Source organism: Streptomyces sp. adm13(2018), assembly GCF_008042145.1.
In the GTDB taxonomy this organism is placed as follows: domain Bacteria; phylum Actinomycetota; class Actinomycetes; order Streptomycetales; family Streptomycetaceae; genus Streptomyces.
In genome coordinates this window covers 248,813-263,673 of record NZ_RDBH01000129.1, presented here as the reverse complement: position 1 = coordinate 263,673, position 14,861 = coordinate 248,813, and the positions used below count along the sequence as shown (strand labels likewise).

The 14,861-nt window shown below is 73.3% G+C and carries 11 protein-coding genes and 3 pseudogenes; 6 read left to right on the top strand and 8 right to left on the bottom strand.

Annotation, left to right across the window (positions count from 1 at the left end):
- Nucleotides 1-181 precede the first annotated feature (181 nt).
- Nucleotides 182-1,357: a winged helix-turn-helix domain-containing protein gene (locus tag EAO70_RS17835; RefSeq protein WP_148003933.1), complete on the top strand. Its 1,176-nt coding sequence runs from the start codon at nt 182-184 to the stop codon at nt 1,355-1,357.
- Between the two features lie 44 nt (nt 1,358-1,401).
- Here the strand turns inward: EAO70_RS17835 and EAO70_RS17830 are convergent, their stop codons facing one another.
- The 7 genes and pseudogenes from EAO70_RS17830 to EAO70_RS17800 all read right to left on the bottom strand — a co-directional run.
- Entirely contained in the window at nt 1,402-2,154 is a 753-nt protein-coding gene (locus EAO70_RS17830) for a response regulator (protein WP_148003932.1), read from the bottom strand.
- Between the two features lie 207 nt (nt 2,155-2,361).
- A complete protein-coding gene (gene hpf, locus EAO70_RS17825) occupies nt 2,362-3,042 on the bottom strand; it encodes a ribosome hibernation-promoting factor, HPF/YfiA family (protein WP_261992926.1) in 681 nt (226 codons plus the stop codon).
- Nucleotides 3,043-3,370: 328 nt separating this feature from the next.
- A complete protein-coding gene (locus tag EAO70_RS17820) occupies nt 3,371-4,147 on the bottom strand; it encodes a ComF family protein (RefSeq protein ID WP_148003930.1) in 777 nt (258 codons plus the stop codon).
- Nucleotides 4,148-4,294: 147 nt separating this feature from the next.
- A complete protein-coding gene (locus EAO70_RS17815; protein WP_187284024.1) occupies nt 4,295-6,064 on the bottom strand; it encodes an LpqB family beta-propeller domain-containing protein in 1,770 nt (589 codons plus the stop codon).
- A 172-nt stretch (nt 6,065-6,236) separates the two neighbouring features.
- The gene (gene mtrB / locus EAO70_RS17810) at nt 6,237-8,249 is read right to left on the bottom strand and encodes an MtrAB system histidine kinase MtrB (protein ID WP_148003929.1); all 2,013 of its coding nucleotides are present in this window, start codon (nt 8,247-8,249) and stop codon (nt 6,237-6,239) included.
- A 1-nt stretch (nt 8,250) separates the two neighbouring features.
- Nucleotides 8,251-8,928 carry a two-component system response regulator MtrA gene (gene mtrA / locus EAO70_RS17805; RefSeq protein ID WP_010356958.1) on the bottom strand — a complete coding sequence of 226 codons (678 nt, stop codon included), beginning with the start codon at nt 8,926-8,928 and terminating at the stop codon, nt 8,251-8,253.
- 371 nt (nt 8,929-9,299) lie between these two features.
- A pseudogene (locus EAO70_RS17800) lies at nt 9,300-9,470 on the bottom strand (response regulator transcription factor); the annotation flags it as partial.
- Nucleotides 9,471-9,544: 74 nt separating this feature from the next.
- Here EAO70_RS17800 and EAO70_RS17795 point away from each other — a divergent pair.
- The 5 genes and pseudogenes from EAO70_RS17795 to EAO70_RS17775 form a co-directional block, all read left to right on the top strand.
- Nucleotides 9,545-10,510: a hypothetical protein gene (locus EAO70_RS17795; protein WP_148003928.1), complete on the top strand. Its 966-nt coding sequence runs from the start codon at nt 9,545-9,547 to the stop codon at nt 10,508-10,510.
- Nucleotides 10,511-10,514: 4 nt separating this feature from the next.
- On the top strand, nt 10,515-11,201 hold the full coding sequence (locus tag EAO70_RS17790; RefSeq protein ID WP_148003927.1) for a DUF4129 domain-containing protein: 687 nt from the start codon (nt 10,515-10,517) through the stop codon (nt 11,199-11,201).
- Nucleotides 11,198-12,400, top strand: a complete 1,203-nt coding sequence (locus EAO70_RS17785) for a DUF4350 domain-containing protein (protein ID WP_148003926.1) — start codon at nt 11,198-11,200, stop codon at nt 12,398-12,400. Before EAO70_RS17790 ends, EAO70_RS17785 begins: the two co-directional genes overlap by 4 nt.
- The gene (locus EAO70_RS17780) at nt 12,397-13,380 is read left to right on the top strand and encodes an AAA family ATPase (protein WP_148003925.1); all 984 of its coding nucleotides are present in this window, start codon (nt 12,397-12,399) and stop codon (nt 13,378-13,380) included. The genes EAO70_RS17785 and EAO70_RS17780 overlap by 4 nt, the downstream gene beginning before the upstream one ends.
- A gap of 12 nt (nt 13,381-13,392) precedes the next feature.
- Nucleotides 13,393-14,544: pseudogene (locus EAO70_RS17775) on the top strand (DUF58 domain-containing protein); the annotation flags it as partial.
- On the opposite strand, the pseudogene EAO70_RS17770 reads toward EAO70_RS17775, so the two are convergent.
- Nucleotides 14,536-14,861 (bottom strand): annotated as a pseudogene (locus tag EAO70_RS17770) (DUF58 domain-containing protein); the annotation flags it as partial. The pseudogenes EAO70_RS17775 and EAO70_RS17770 sit on opposite strands and share 9 nt — an antisense overlap.

Sequence of the window (14,861 nt, the reverse complement as noted above, 5' to 3'; positions counted from 1 at the left end):
GGACGGGCTCGGGACCGGCGCTCAGGACGGCCCGGGAGTGGCGCCCGGGTGCCGTTCCCGAGCGCCACTCCCGGGCCGTCCTGAGCGCCGGTCCCGAGCCCGTCCCGAGCCCCGCCCCCCGGCCGCCGGTCCGGCGGCCCGACCCTCCGGACTGTCGGTGCCGGGGCCTAGGGTGCGGTCCATGACGACTGCGCCGCGCCCCGCCGCCGAACTGTCCGCCGACGACGCCCGCCGGATCGCGCTGCGCGCCCAGGGCTTCCTGGGCGCGCCCGACCGCCGCGCCGGAGTGCGCGGTGTGCTGCGGGCGCTCGGTCAGGTCCAGCTCGACACGATCTCGGTCCTCGCCCGCTCGCACGAGCTCATCCCGTACGCGCGCCTGGGCGCCGTCGGCCGCACGACCGTCGAGGACGCCTACTGGACCGGCTCGCACGCCTTCGAGTACTGGTCGCACGCGGCCTGCGTGCTGCCGGTCGAGGAGTGGCCGCACTTCGCCTTCCGCCGCCGCGCCTACCGCGACCGCCCGCACTGGGGCCACGAGCTGTCGGCGGGGGCGTACGACAAGGTCGTCGACCAGCTGCGGGCCGAGGGCCCCTGCACGGCGACCGAACTGGGCGGCGCGAAGAACAAGGGCGAGTGGTGGGACTGGTCGGACTCCAAGATCGCCGTCGAGCGGGCCCTGATGTACGGCGAGGTGGTCGTGGTCGAGCGGCGCGGCTGGAAGCGGGTGTACGACCTGGCGGAGCGGGCGATCCCGCAGGCCCTGCTCCACGACGACCTGGACGACGCCGAGTGCGTGCGACGGCTCGTCCGGCAGGCGGGCGAGGCGCTGGGCGTGGGCACGCGCGCGGACATCGCCGACTACCACCGGCTCAAGGGCGAGCAGTTCGACGCCGCCGTCGAGGCGTCCGGCCTGGTGCCGGTCACGGTCGCGGGCTGGGGGAAGCCCGCCTGGGCGGACCCGGCGGCGCTGGCCTCGGAGCCGCGCGGCCGGCACCGTACGACCCTGCTGTCGCCGTTCGACTCGCTGATCTGGGAGCGGGCCCGCACGGAGCGGATCTTCGGCTTCACGCACCGGCTGGAGGCGTACGTCCCGAAGCAGAAGCGGATCCACGGCTACTTCGCGATGCCGGTGCTGGCCGGCGGCCGTCTGGTCGGCCGGGTCGACCCGGCGCGGGAGGGCGGGACGCTGGTCGCGCGCCAGGTGACGCTCGACGGCCCGAAGGCGGTCCCGGCGGTGGCGCGGGCGCTGCGCGAGGCGGCCGGGTGGGTCGGCTGCGACGCGGTGCGGGTGGAGCGGGTGGACGCCCCGGAGCTGGCGAAGGAGCTGGTGGCGGAGCTGGGCCGGGTGTCCGGCTAGCCGATCCGCCGAGGGGCGGATCTTCCGGCTCGCGGATCCGCCGACTAGCGGATCTCCAGGATCTTCTCCCGCATCGCGTAGACCACGGCCTCCATCCGGGAGTGCAGCTGGAGCTTCTCCAGGATGTTCCGGACGTGGTTCTTCACGGTGTTCTCCGAGATGAACAACTCCTTGGCGATGTCCCGGTTGTTCATCCCGGTCGCGACGAGCTTGAGGACCTCCAGCTCACGGTCGGTCAGCCGGGGCGCGGGCACCAGCCTGCGCTCGTCGGTGCGCTGGATCATCGACTTGAACTCGGTGAGGAGCTTCGACGCCATCGAGGGGCTGATCTGCGACTGCCCGTCGGCGACGGCGCGGATGGCCGTCGCGACCTCGTCGGTGGAGATCTCCTTGAGGAGGTAGCCGGTGGCGCCCGCCTTGATCGCCTCGTAGAGGTCGGCCTCCTCGTCGCTGATCGTCAACATGATGATCTTCGCGCTGGGGGCCACCTCCTTGATGGAGGTGCACGCCTCGATGCCGCCGCGCCGGGGCATCCGTACGTCCATCAGGACGATGTCCGGCAGCAGATCGGCCGCCTTGTCGACGGCCTCGGCCCCGTCGCCTGCCTCTCCGACGACCTGGATGTCCTCCTCCTGGGCGAGGACGATCTCGAGTCCGCGGCGGAAGAGGGCGTGGTCGTCCACGACGAGGACCCGGATCGGCTCACCGCGGGACGGGCCGCTGTCCGGTTCCGATCCCTCCGGGACCGCACCACCGTGCTCGCGCCCGCTGAGCACCGGCCCGAAGCTGTCCGCCATCGTTCCTCCCCCTGAAGGCCGTGGCCTGAATTCGTTTCCGGTCCGCCAACCGCTACTCGGGGAGCACCGGTTGGCGTGCACGCCATGCTTTCATGCTCCGGCGACATCGGGGTGATCCGCGGGCGCGCGGTGGTGCCCCTGGGGGCGCGAGGGGCGCTCCAGGGGCACCGTGAGAGGCAGTTGGAGTGTGGGGGGCGCGGGGGGCGGTCAGCCGCCGAGCGCACCACCCGCGCCGCCACCCTCGGCGAGCGGGTCGCTCTCCACGTGGATGACGCCGTAGTCGTACGCGTGTCGGCGGTAGACGACGCTCGGCTGCTTCGTGTCGGAGTCGACGAAGAGATAGAAGTCGTGTCCGACCAGCTCCATCTCGTAGAGAGCCTGGTCGAGGGTCATCGGCGCGGCCCGGTGGGTCTTCTCGCGGACCACCAGCGGGCCTTCGCCCTGGACTTCGATCGAGCCCATCATCGTGGTGGGCACCTTGTCGGACTCGTCGGTGACGAGCTGGCCGTCTCCGTCGAGCTGGGCGGCGCCGGGCACCACGTCCCCGACCTCCGCCGCCGAAAGCCTGCCGTTTCCACGGCGGGTGTACCGCTTGTCGTGCTGCTTGCGCAGTCGTGCCTCGAGCTTGTCGCTGGCGAGGTCGAGGGCCGCGTACGGGTCAGCCGCCGCGGCTTCGGCCCGGATGACCGGGCCTCGGGAGTGGAGAGTGATCTCGACGCGGTCGGACCTGTCGGCCTGCCGCGGGTTGTGCTCCTTGGACACCTCGACGTCGAGGCTGATCACCTTGCCGTCGAGCTTCTGGATCCTCTCCAGCTTCAGCTTCTCGGCCACGTGCTTGCGGAACCGCTCGGGCACCTCGGTCTTGCGGCCCTTGACGACGATGTCCACGCAGAACTCCGTTCCCGGATCGCCCCGTCGGCCCTCTTGGCCGCAGGGCTTCTCCCTTTGCACCAGTCTCCGGTCGTTCACCGGAGCTCGGACTCGGCGAGTTTCACCTCCTCCTGCCCAGTCGACGAGATCCCCACCCCATCGACAAGAGGTTAATTCGCCCTGAACTCCTGTCCTGTAGGCGCAACCATGTATTCGGCTAGGTGATGGCTTTCGCCATTCCTCACAACCGAACATAGCCCCTTCGGACGGGTGTCGGCACCCGGTACCGCGACATACCTCCGGACGGGTGCTTCCACCGTTCACCACCTGCAACGTTCCAAGTTCCCTACGAGTTCCGGTTTATTCCGAACGAGACGGGAGAGGATGCGATCACAGCCGCCGCCCGCTGTTCGAATCCGCGCTGCCCCTTACCCTCCGGTAAACCGCGCGGTAATTCAGGAATGAACGGAAGGTGTACGCCTTCGAGGGCGCGCGCCGCCTCCGTGAGCGTGGCGCCCGTGGTCATCAGATCGTCGACGAGGACCACCCGTCCCGCCCGGAGCAGCCGTCCGCCGCCGGGGACGACCTCCAGCGCGCCGGAGAGGTTCTCCCGCCGGCCCGCCGCCCCGAGGCCCGCCTGGTCCGCCACGTACCGCCGCTGACGCAGCACCGGCACGACCCGCGCAGGCCGTCCCGAACCCCGCAGCCGGGCCGCGGCGGCCAGCGCGATCCGCCGCGTCGGATCGTGGCCACGCGCCCGTACGGAGCGCCGAGAGGAAGGCACCGGTACGAGGAGCAGGGGCGCGGTCGCGGGGCCTTCTGCGGCCCCGGCAGCGGCCTCCACGGCGACGGCGAGGGCGCCGCCCAGGGGCCGGGCGAGGGCGAGCGTCCCGCGTTCCTTGTGGGAGACGAGGAGTTCGCGCACGGCGTCGGCGTAGGGCGCGGCGGCGTGGACGACGGGCAGCCCGGCGGGTTCGGGCGACGGCCGCACCCTGCGTGGCCCCTCCCCCGCTCCGGTCAGAGCGGCCGCGCACGCCGGGCACAGCTCGGTACGCGGCCGGCCGCAGCCTCCGCAGGCGACCGGCAGCACCAGCCCGGCGATCTCGCGCCACCACCCCCGCATGGCTCCACTGTGCGCCTTCCCGCGCACCGCGGCCACCCCTGTGGAAAACCGCCGCGGAAGCCCCCGGAGTACGTCAGGTACCGCCCTCCGTACCCGTCCCGGAGTCACGCGGGGCGGGTACGGAGGGGCGGGTCCCGTACGGCCGGGTCACCCCGGATAGACCGGTGAGGTGCCCGCCTTGAGCACGGGCTGCCAGTTCGTCCCGGGCACGAGCCGCACGATGCCGTCGTTGCCGGAGTCCGCGACCAGCGGCACGGAGCCCTGGTGCGGCGCGGCGACCGAGGTCACCCCGTTCAGACCGGGGAGCACCGAGGTCGCCGAGGTCGAGCCGTCCGTCTGGAGGTAGCGGATCTGCTGGACGCCGCCCGCCTCCCGGCCGACGACGACGAGCCGGCTCGGCCCGGCCCAGGAGACGGCCGTGACCGACTCCATCCGGGGCGCGGCAGGCTGGAAGTCGAGCACGGAGACGACCGGCTCGTCACCCGAGGTGTCCCGCTGGACCCGGCCGATCTGCAGGGTCGTGTCCCCGTCGCGGGTGACGACGAGCGCGATGCGGACCCCGTCGGCGGAGACCCGCAGCGACTCGATCCTCGCGTCGTCCGCGAGCCAGGGGGGCGTGCGCACCTTGACGGGATCGCCGGTGCCGCCCGGCACCATCCACAGCTGGGGGGCGGCGGGGTCGCGGTCGGCGATCCACAGGTTGCCGCGGCCGTCCCAGCTGGGCGCCGACAGCCGGTCGTCCGGCCTGACGGCCTTGCTGCGCAGGACCGGCGGCGCCGCGGCCTCCTCGGTGGTGATGGAGGAGACGTACAGCTCGCGGCCGGTCTCCGAGACACCGGCGGCCCGGGTCTCGCCCCGGTCGACGGCGACCGAGCCGAGCTTCACGGTGCCCTTGCCGAGCGGGCCGGGCACGGGGGCGGGCTCGTTGGCCTCCTTGCCCCCGACAACCAGCATCATCAGCTTGTGGTGCTCGTCGACGACGTACGGGTTCTCGTCCCGGTCCGTGGGGCGCACGGGGGCGAACTCGTCGGCCGCCTGCCCCTTGCCGAGCCGGCACAGCGACTGTCCCCGGGAGCCCTGGAGCTCCACCTGCTCGGCGTTGACCGAGGTCAGGTCCCGCAGCGTGAACAGCAGCTGCGCCGCCATCCGCCGGCACGGCTCGCCGCCCACCAGGTCCGCCTTGGCGTTGAGCGGGACCTTGATCGTGGACTGGTCGTCGGGGGTGAGCGCGGTGACGCCCTTCCGCAGCTCCGTACCGGAGGGGAAGCTGGAGTCGACGGCGGGCTTCAGCCAGTCCGTGGGGCCTTCGAGGAGCGCCCGGACCGTCTGGGTCACCGGGTCCATCCGGGTGACGGGGTCCTGCCGCTGCCGGATGTAGACCGGATCGGCGACGACCAGGTCCTCCCCGGAGGCGAAGTAGTACTTGTTGACCGACCGGTAGTTGCGCAGGAAGTCCGCCTCGCCGAGCACCAGGCCCGGGGGAAGGCTGTCGATGCGCCACTCCTTGCCCTTGCCGTTGGCGGTGGGCTGCTGCACGACGTGGATCGACTGGAAGTACTTGGCGGGGCTGATCGGCTGGTACGCGTGCCGGGCGTCCACGGTCGCGATCTTGCGGCCGGAGAGCGGGTAGGCGCGGCCCTGGTTGTCGGGGTCGGCGTTGCGGTCGGCCTGGTCGCGGTCGGGCGCGGTGGTGAGCACGGTGATGCTCTGCTCCGGCTTCCAGGTCCGCGCGGCCTGGGCCGTCAGGTACTTGCGGGCGGTGGCGAAGCCGGGGTCGTCACTGGTCATGGCTTCGAGGAAGCCGTCGACGATGTCGTCCGGATCCGCGTTGTCCCGGGGCGCCACGGCGTAGACCCGGACCTGCGAGTCGCCCTGGTTGACGCCCTTGACGGGCTGGACGTCGCTGCTGTCGGGCATGGTCGCGCAGCCGGTCACCAGCAGTCCGCCGCACGCGGCGAGCACGACCACCCGGCCGCCGGACCCCCGCCCGGGACGGGCACCCGCGCCGGGGTGCCCCGGCAGGAGGCCCGTGAAGGCCCGCACCACACGCCCCTTGCGGAAGTCCCGCCCCGCCTGCTCCGTGGAGGAGTCAGCGCCCACGTGTCCCGTCCTCCCGCTCCGCGTTCCCCGCACCGGCGGTGGCCTGCCCCGCCCCCGCGTTCTCGTTCTCCGCCRGCCCCCGGGCCACGACCCGTGCGCCGCTGCCGGGCAGGGCCGTCGGATCGACGGTCGCCCGCTGGGGCCCGGGCAGCCTCGGCGGTACGGACAGCTGCTGCCGGTCGCCGGCGGGCTGCGCCGGCACCGTGCGGCGCGCGTCGTCCTGCACGCGTCCGGCGGCCGCCTGCTCGCGGTTGCGCCGGGAGTCCTCGGGCTCCAGGGGTATCGGGGACCCCCGGAGCGGCTCGTCCGCGGTCCGCGGCAGCGTGAGCCGGAACTGCGACCCGCCGCCGGGCTCGCCCCAGGCCTGGAGCCAGCCGCCGTGCAGCCGGGCGTCCTCCACGGCGATCGACAGGCCGAGGCCGGTGCCGCCGGTGGTCCGCGCCCGGGCCGGGTCGGCGCGCCAGAAGCGGTTGAAGACCCGGGTCGCCTCGCCCGGCTTGAGTCCGACGCCGTAGTCGCGCACGGCGACCGCGACGGCCCCGCCGGCGGCCGCCAGCTTCACCACCACGTCCCGGCCCTCGCCGTGCTCCACGGCGTTGACGACCAGGTTGCGCAGCACCCGCTCGACCCGGCGGGCGTCCGCCTCGGCCACCACGGGCTGCTGGTCGCCGAGGACGACGATCCGGGTGCCCTTGCGTTCGGCGAGGGGCTCGGCGCCGCCGATGACCCGGCGCACCACCTGCCGCAGGTCTATCGGCTCGGCCTCCAGGGCGGCCGCTCCCGCGTCGAAGCGGCTGATCTCCAGGAGGTCGGAGAGCAGGGACTCGAAACGGTCGAGCTGGTCCCCGAGCAGCTCCGCGGAGCGGGCCGTGACGGGGTCGAAGTCGACCCGGGCCTCGTGGATGACGTCGGCGGCCATCCGGACCGTGGTGAGCGGCGTCCGCAGCTCGTGCGAGACGTCCGAGACGAACCGCCGCTGCATCCGCGACAGCTCCTCCAGCTGCTGGATCTTGAGCTGGAGGTTCTGCGCCATCTTGTTGAAGGCCTCGCCGAGCCGGGCGATGTCGTCCTCGCCGGTGACCTTCATCCGTTCCTGGAGGCGGCCGGCCGAGAGCCGCTCGGCGATCCCGGCGGCCATCCGCACGGGGGTGACGACCTGGCGCACCATGAGCCACGCGATGGCGCCGAGCAGCACCATCACGAAGAGCCCGGCGGTCGCCAGGGTGCCCTTGACCAGGGTGAGGGAGTCCTCCTCCTGGGTCAGCGGGAAGAGGTAGTACAGCTCGTACTGGGTGCCCTCGGCGTCGTTCAGCCGCTGGCCGATCACCAGACCGGCCTCGGACTGCTTGCCGTCGGTGTAGTGGATGCGGGTGAACTGCTGGAGGGTGTCCGTGCTCTGCGACACCGACAGCCGCAGTCCGGCGGGGATGCTCTTGGTCGGGTCGACCCCTCCCGAGGCCCGGGCGCCGCGGCTCGCGGCCTCCCCGGCGTCCAGGGACAGCGCGACCACGTTGAAGGCGCTCTGCCCGCCGCTGGCCAGCTGCTCCACCAGGGTGGAACGCCAGTTGACGGAGGCACCGGCCCGCGCGCCGTCCTGCTGTCCGGCCGCCGAGGGGGTGGTCGCCGCCCGGTCCTGGGCGGCGGAGAACCCACCGGCGGCCTGGCTCTGGGCGGCCCTCTCCTTGGCGTCGAGCAGCCCGTTCCTGACCTGGCCGATCACGACCAGGCCCAGGAGCAGCACCACACCGAGCGACATCAGCAGGGTGCCCGCGACGATCCGGAGCTGGATGTTGCGCCGCCACAGCCGCAGGGCGGGCAGCAGCGGCCTGCGCACCCAGCGCACGAACAGCCGGAGCACCGGCCCACCCGGCGACCCGTCCCGGAACAGCCGTCCACCGCGCGGCGGACGGCCGGAACGCGAGCCCCCCCGCCCCGGTCCGGCAGCCCGCCCCGTACGGACTCCCGGGTCCCCGGGCTTCGGAGCAGTACTGCCTGTACTCATGTCAGCTCGGTCCCGCCTTGTATCCGACGCCCCGCACGGTCACCACGATCTCGGGCCGCTCGGGGTCCTTCTCGACCTTCGAGCGCAGCCGCTGGACGTGCACGTTCACCAGCCGGGTGTCGGCCGCGTGCCGGTAGCCCCAGACCTGCTCCAGAAGCACCTCGCGGGTGAACACCTGCCACGGCTTGCGCGCCAGCGCGACGAGCAGGTCGAACTCCAGCGGGGTCAGGGCGATGGACTGCCCGTCCCGCTTGACGGAGTGCCCCGCCACGTCGATGACCAGGTCACCGATGGTGAGCTGCTCCGGCGCCGGTTCCTCCGACCTCCGCAGCCGCGCCCGGATGCGGGCCACCAGCTCCTTGGGCTTGAACGGCTTGACGATGTAGTCGTCGGCGCCGGACTCCAGACCCACCACGACATCGACCGTGTCGCTCTTCGCGGTGAGCATGACGATCGGCACACCCGACTCGGCCCTGATCAGGCGGCACACCTCGATGCCGTCCCTCCCGGGCAGCATCAGGTCGAGCAGCACCAGGTCAGGCTTGGCCTCCCGGAATGCGGCAAGCGCCTTGTCACCGTCCGCGACGAACGACGGCTCGAACCCTTCACCCCGCAGCACGATGCCGAGCATCTCGGCCAGTGCGGTGTCGTCGTCGACGACAAGAACGCGTCCCTTCATATCGACATCATCCCATTAGCCAATCGTTACCTGCCGTGACGTGCCCCACAGCGACTCCCCCAGCCCGGGCCGCGACCCCGTCGACCGCGCCCCGCTCGGCCCGCCACCGCACGGTTCGCGCGCGCTGATCGGGTGTCCGCACAGTGTGCCGTGCACCGCCCGCACTATGAAGGTCCGGACGAAGGTACGAAGGTCACGGACGCTCCGGCCCACGGGCGGGCCCCGCGTGGCACGATGGCACCCGGCCCGCCGCCGTGTCAGGTGTCGGCCGCCGTGACCGAGCCGGCTCGCCGATCCGGCACCGCGACCATTCCTCCGAGGTGGACGACCGTGAACGACACTCCGGGCTGGACCTCGCCCGGATCCGCCGACTAGCGGATCTCCAGGATCTTCTCCCGCATCGCGTAGACCACGGCCTCCATCCGGGAGTGCAGCTGGAGCTTCTCCAGGATGTTCCGGACGTGGTTCTTCACGGTGTTCTCCGAGATGAACAACTCCTTGGCGATGTCCCGGTTGTTCATCCCGGTCGCGACGAGCTTGAGCGGCGGGCGGCCCCGGCTGGGGGACTCCCCCGCCGAACGCCCACTGGGGCCGCCCGCCGGCCGCGAAGCCCGGAGTGATCCCGCTGCGCCCCCTCGGCATGGGCGAGATCCTCGACGGCGCGGTCAAGACCCTGCGCACCTACTGGCGCACGGTGCTGACCATCACGGTCACGGTCGCGGTGATCTCCCAGATCGCCAACATCCTGGCCCAGCAGTACCTCGCCCCCGAGGTCCCCGCGGCGAACCCGGACGCCTCCCCCGCCGAGGCGCTCGAACAGTCCCTCGACGCGGCCCAGTCGTCCCTGATCGGCCTCGGCCCCGCCCTGCTCGTGACGCTGATGGGGTCCCTGATCAGCGCCGCGCTGCTGACCGTCGTCATCAGCCGGGCCGTCCTCGGCCGCCCGGTCTCGCTCGGCGCCGCCTGGCAGGAGGCCCGCCCGCGCCTCCTCCAGCTCGTCGGCCTGACCCTGCTGCTGGCGGCGATGAGCTCCGCCATCGTGCTGGTCGGCCTGCTCCCCGGGCTGCTGATCGGCGGCGCCCCCGGTGCCGCCCTGACCCTCCTCGGCGGTCTCGGCGCCCTGGTGGCGGCCGTCTGGCTGATGATCCGCTTCAGCCTCGCCTCCCCGGCCCTGATGCTGGAGCGCGGCGGCGTGTTCACGTCCCTGAAGCGCTCGGCGAAGCTCGTTCAGGGCGTGTGGTGGCGCATCTTCGGCATCACACTCCTCACCCAGCTGCTGATCTTCATCTTCTCCATGATCATCGCGATCCCGTTCACCATCATCGGCATCGCAGTCGACGGCGACGGCTTCTCCGACATGCTCTCCGGCACGTCCACCGGCTTCGGCTGGCCGTTCCTGATCGTCACGGGCATCGGCGGCGTCATCACCAGCGCGCTCACCTACCCCGTCTCGGCCGGCGTGACCGTCCTCCTCTACGTGGACCAGCGCATCCGCCGCGAAGCCCTGGACCTCGAACTGGCACGGGCCGCGGGCATCCCCGGCTACGGCCCCGCTCCGGGCACCCAGACCGTCGGCGGCTGATGCCGTGACGGTCACGGGGGGAACGACCACGGCACGGCTCGGCGCCGACGACACGCCGGTGGACATCTCCCGCGTCCCCGCCCGCGAGGCGGCGGAACGGGAGCTGTCCGACCCGAGGTACCACGAGAACGACCCGAACCTCCTCCAGCGCGGCCTCGACCGCTTCTGGGAGTGGGTCGGCGACCTCTTCGACGCCGCGTCCGGCGCCACACCCGGCGGCGTCATCGGCCTCGTCGTGGTCGCCCTCCTCGTGATCGCCGCGGCCGCCGCCCTCTGGTGGCGCCTCGGCACCCCCCAGCGCGCACCGGGCGCCACCGGCGACTCCCTCTTCGCGGACGGCCCGCGCACCGCCCGCGCCCACCGCGAGGCCGCCGCCCGCCACGCCTCCGCGGGCCGCTGGAACCAGGCCGTCCAGGAACGCACGCGGGCCATCGTCCGCGCCCTGGAGGAACGCGCCCTGCTCGATCCCCGCCCCGGCCGCACCGCCGACGAGGCCGCCGCCGAGGCCAGCCGCTCCCTGCCCGCCCACGCGGACGACCTGCGCCTCGCCGTCCGCGTCTTCGACGACGTCACGTACGGCGGCCGCACCGCCGACGAGCCCGCGTACCGCCGCATCGCGGAACTGGACACCGTCCTGGAGCGCACCCGCCCCACCCTCGACTCCGCCGCCGCCTCGGGGGCGCCCGCATGAGCCGCACGGCCACCAGCACCACGTCGACCGCCCTCTCGGCACGCCAGCGGTGGACCCGAGCCCGCGGCGCGGCCCTCATCCTCGCCCTGGTCCTCGCCGGCGGCCTCGCGCTCGCCACCCTGCGCTCCTCCGACACCCACGGCGCCCTCGACCCCCGCTCCGCCGACCCGAACGGCAGCCGGGCCGTCGCCGAACTCCTCAAGGCCCGAGGCATCGACCTCACCGTCGCCACCACCCTCGACGCGGCGACCGCCGCTACCGGCCCCGACGCGACACTCCTGGTCACCACCCCCGACCTGCTGACGCGCTCCCAGCAGGCCACGCTCCACCGGACCATGGCGGACTCCACCGGCCGCACGGTCCTCGTCGGCGCGGGACGGCCCTCCCTCGACACCCTCGCCCCGGGAGTCACCAGCTCCCTCAGCACCCCGGTCGAGAATCGCGCCCCGTCCTGCACCCTGGCGGCGGCCGTCCGCGCCGGCAGCGCCGACCTCGGCGGCGAGCGCTACCGCACCACCCCCGGCACGGCCGCGGACTCCTGCTACCCCTCCGACGGCCTGCCGACCCTGCTCCGCCTCCCCGGCCCGGGCACCGCCGACACCGTCCTCCTGGGCTCGCCCGACATCCTCCTCAACCAGCGTCTCGACCAGCAGGGCAACGCCTCGCTCGCCCTGCAACTCCTCGGCTCCCGGCCTCATCTCGTCTGGTACCTCCCCTCCCTGACCGATGCCTCCGCCACCGCCGACTCACCCGACGACGGCACCACGGGCGGCTTCCTCTCCCTCGTCCCCTCCGGCTGGCTGTGGGGCGCGCTCCAACTCGCCCTCGCCGCCGTGTTCGCCGCCGTCTGGCGCGCCCGCCGCCTCGGCCCCCTGGTGACCGAGCGGCTGCCCGTCGCCCTCCGCGCCTCCGAGGCCACCGAAGGCCGCGCCCGCCTCTACCGCAAGGCGAACGCCCGCGACCGCGCCTCCTCCGTCCTGCGCACCGCGACCCGTTCCCGGATCGCCCCCCTGCTCGGCGTCCCCCTCCAGGACGCCCACTCCGCCGACCGTCTCCTCCCCGCGCTCTCCGTCCGTCTCCCCGGGACCACGGCGGACCCCCAGCACCTCCTCTTCGGCCCGGCACCCGCCGACGACGCCGCTCTCGTCCGCCTGGCGGACCAACTCGACGCCCTCGAAAGAGAGGTACGCACCTCATGAGCGCCCCGACCCCCGAGACCGCCACGGACTCGGACAGCGCCCGCGCCTCCCTGGAGGCCCTGCGCACCGAGATCGGAAAGGCCGTGGTCGGCCAGGACCCCGCCGTCACCGGTCTCGTCGTCGCCCTGCTCTGCCGCGGACACGTCCTCCTCGAAGGCGTCCCCGGCGTCGCGAAGACCCTGCTGGTCCGCTCGCTCGCCGCGGCCCTCGAACTCGACACCAAGCGCGTCCAGTTCACCCCCGACCTGATGCCGAGCGACGTCACCGGTTCCCTGGTCTACGACACCCGGACCTCCGAGTTCTCCTTCCAGCCCGGCCCGGTCTTCACGAACCTGCTGCTCGCCGACGAGATCAACCGCACGCCCCCGAAGACCCAGGCCTCCCTCCTGGAGGCGATGGAGGAGCGTCAGGTCACGGTCGACGGCACTCCGCGCGCCCTGCCCGACACCTTCCTGGTCGCCGCGACGCAGAACCCCGTCGAGTACGAGGGCACCTATCCCCTCCCCGAGGCCCAACTGGACCGCTTCCTGCTGAAGCTGACGGTCCCTCTGCCCTCACGCGCGGACGAGATCCGGGTCCTCACCCGTCACGCCGAGGGCTTCGACCCCCGCGACCTGAAGGCCGCCGGCGTCCGCCCCGTCGCGGGTGCCGCCGATCTTGAAGCCGCCCGGGCCGCCGTCGCCAAGGTCTCGGTCTCGGCCGAGATCGCCGGCTATGTCGTCGATATCTGTCGTGCCACGCGTGCATCCCCCTCACTCACCCTCGGGGTCTCTCCCCGAGGCGCCACCGCCCTGCTCTCCACCGCCCGCGCCTGGGCCTGGCTCACCGGCCGGGACTACGTCACCCCGGACGACGTGAAGGCCCTCGCTCTCCCCACCCTGCGTCATCGCATCCACCTGCGGCCCGAGGCCGAGATGGAGGGAGTCACCCCCGACTCCGTCATCARCTCGATCCTCGCCCACGTCCCCGTCCCCCGCTGAGAACGGCGCCCCATGGCCCTCACCGGACGAACAGCGCTGCTCGCCGCCCTCGGATCGCTCCCCGTCGGCATCCTCGCCCCCAGCTGGGCGGGGTTGCTTCTGGTGAACGCGCCTCTCTCCCTCGCAATTCTGTGCGACTACGCCCTGGCAGCACCAGTGCGAACGCTCCAATTCACCCGAAGTGGTGATACATCCGTTCGACTCGGTGACGCGGCCACCGTCCAGCTCACCGTCACCAACCGGTCCCGCCGCCGGCTCCGCGCCCGGCTGCGCGACGCCTGGCCGCCCAGCAGCTGGCTCCCCGGCACCGAACAGGTAGCCTCGCGGCACGATTTGACGGTCCCCGCCGGCGAACGCCGCCGCCTGGCCACCAGCCTGCGCCCGACCCGCCGGGGCGACCGCCACGCCGAGCGCGTCACGGTCCGCTCGTACGGCCCGCTCGGCCTGGCAGCCCGCCAAGGCCATCACGAGGTCCCCTGGACGGTCCGCGTCCTGCCGCCGTTCACCAGCCGCAAGCACCTGCCGTCCCGCCTGGCCCGACTCCGGGAACTCGACGGCCGCACCAGCGTCCTGACCCGCGGTGAGGGCACGGAGTTCGACAGCCTCCGCGAGTACGTCCCCGGTGACGACACCCGCTCGATCGACTGGCGGGCCACCGCCCGCCAGTCCACGGTCGCCGTCCGCACCTGGCGACCCGAACGCGACCGCCACATCCTGATCGTCCTCGACACCGGCCGCACCTCGGCCGGCCGCGTCGGCGACGTCCCCCGGCTCGACGCCTCCATGGACGCCGCCCTCCTCCTCACGGCGCTCGCGTCCCGTGCCGGGGACCGCGTGGACCTCCTGGCCTACGACCGGCGCCTCCGCGCCCAGGTCCAGGGGCGGTCCGCCGGCGACGTGCTGCCCGCCGTGGTCGACGCGCTCGCCCCGCTCGAACCGGAGCTGGTGGAGACCGACGCCCCGGGCCTGGCCGCGACGGCCCTGGCCCGCGCTCCCCGCCGCTCGCTGATCGTCCTCCTGACCAGCCTCGACGCCGCTCCGATCGAGGAGGGCCTGCTCCCGGTGCTGCCGCAGCTCGCCGAGCGCCACACGGTCCTGCTCGCCTCGGTCTCCGACCCTCACGTCGCCCGGATGGCCACGGCCCGGGGCTCGATCGAGGGCGTCGGGGGCGGCGTCGACGACCGTCACGCCCTGTCGCCGGAGCTGGTCCGCGGTACGGGAACGCTGGGACTGGGTCTGGGTGGCCGCGGCCGCCTCGTAGACGCCCTCGATCGAGCCCCGGGCCGTGGCCATCCGGGCGACGTGAGGGTCGGAGACCGAGGCGAGCAGGACCGTGTGGCGCTCGGCGAGCTGCGGCAGCACCGGGAGCAGGCCCTCCTCGATCGGAGCGGCGTCGAGGCTGGTCAGGAGGACGATCAGCGAGCGGCGGGGAGCGCGGGCCAGGGCCGTCGCGGCCAGGCCCGGGGCGTCGGTCTCCACCA

Coding starts and splice junctions, on each gene's coding strand:
- EAO70_RS17835 (WP_148003933.1), top strand. CDS start 182: ATGACGACTGCGCCGCGCCCCGCCGCCGAACTGTCCGCCGACGACGCC.
- EAO70_RS17830 (WP_148003932.1), bottom strand. CDS start 2,154: ATGGCGGACAGCTTCGGGCCGGTGCTCAGCGGGCGCGAGCACGGTGGT.
- EAO70_RS17820 (WP_148003930.1), bottom strand. CDS start 4,147: ATGCGGGGGTGGTGGCGCGAGATCGCCGGGCTGGTGCTGCCGGTCGCC.
- EAO70_RS17815 (WP_187284024.1), bottom strand. CDS start 6,064: ATGCCCGACAGCAGCGACGTCCAGCCCGTCAAGGGCGTCAACCAGGGC.
- mtrA (WP_010356958.1), bottom strand. CDS start 8,928: ATGAAGGGACGCGTTCTTGTCGTCGACGACGACACCGCACTGGCCGAG.
- EAO70_RS17785 (WP_148003926.1), top strand. CDS start 11,198: ATGAGCCGCACGGCCACCAGCACCACGTCGACCGCCCTCTCGGCACGC.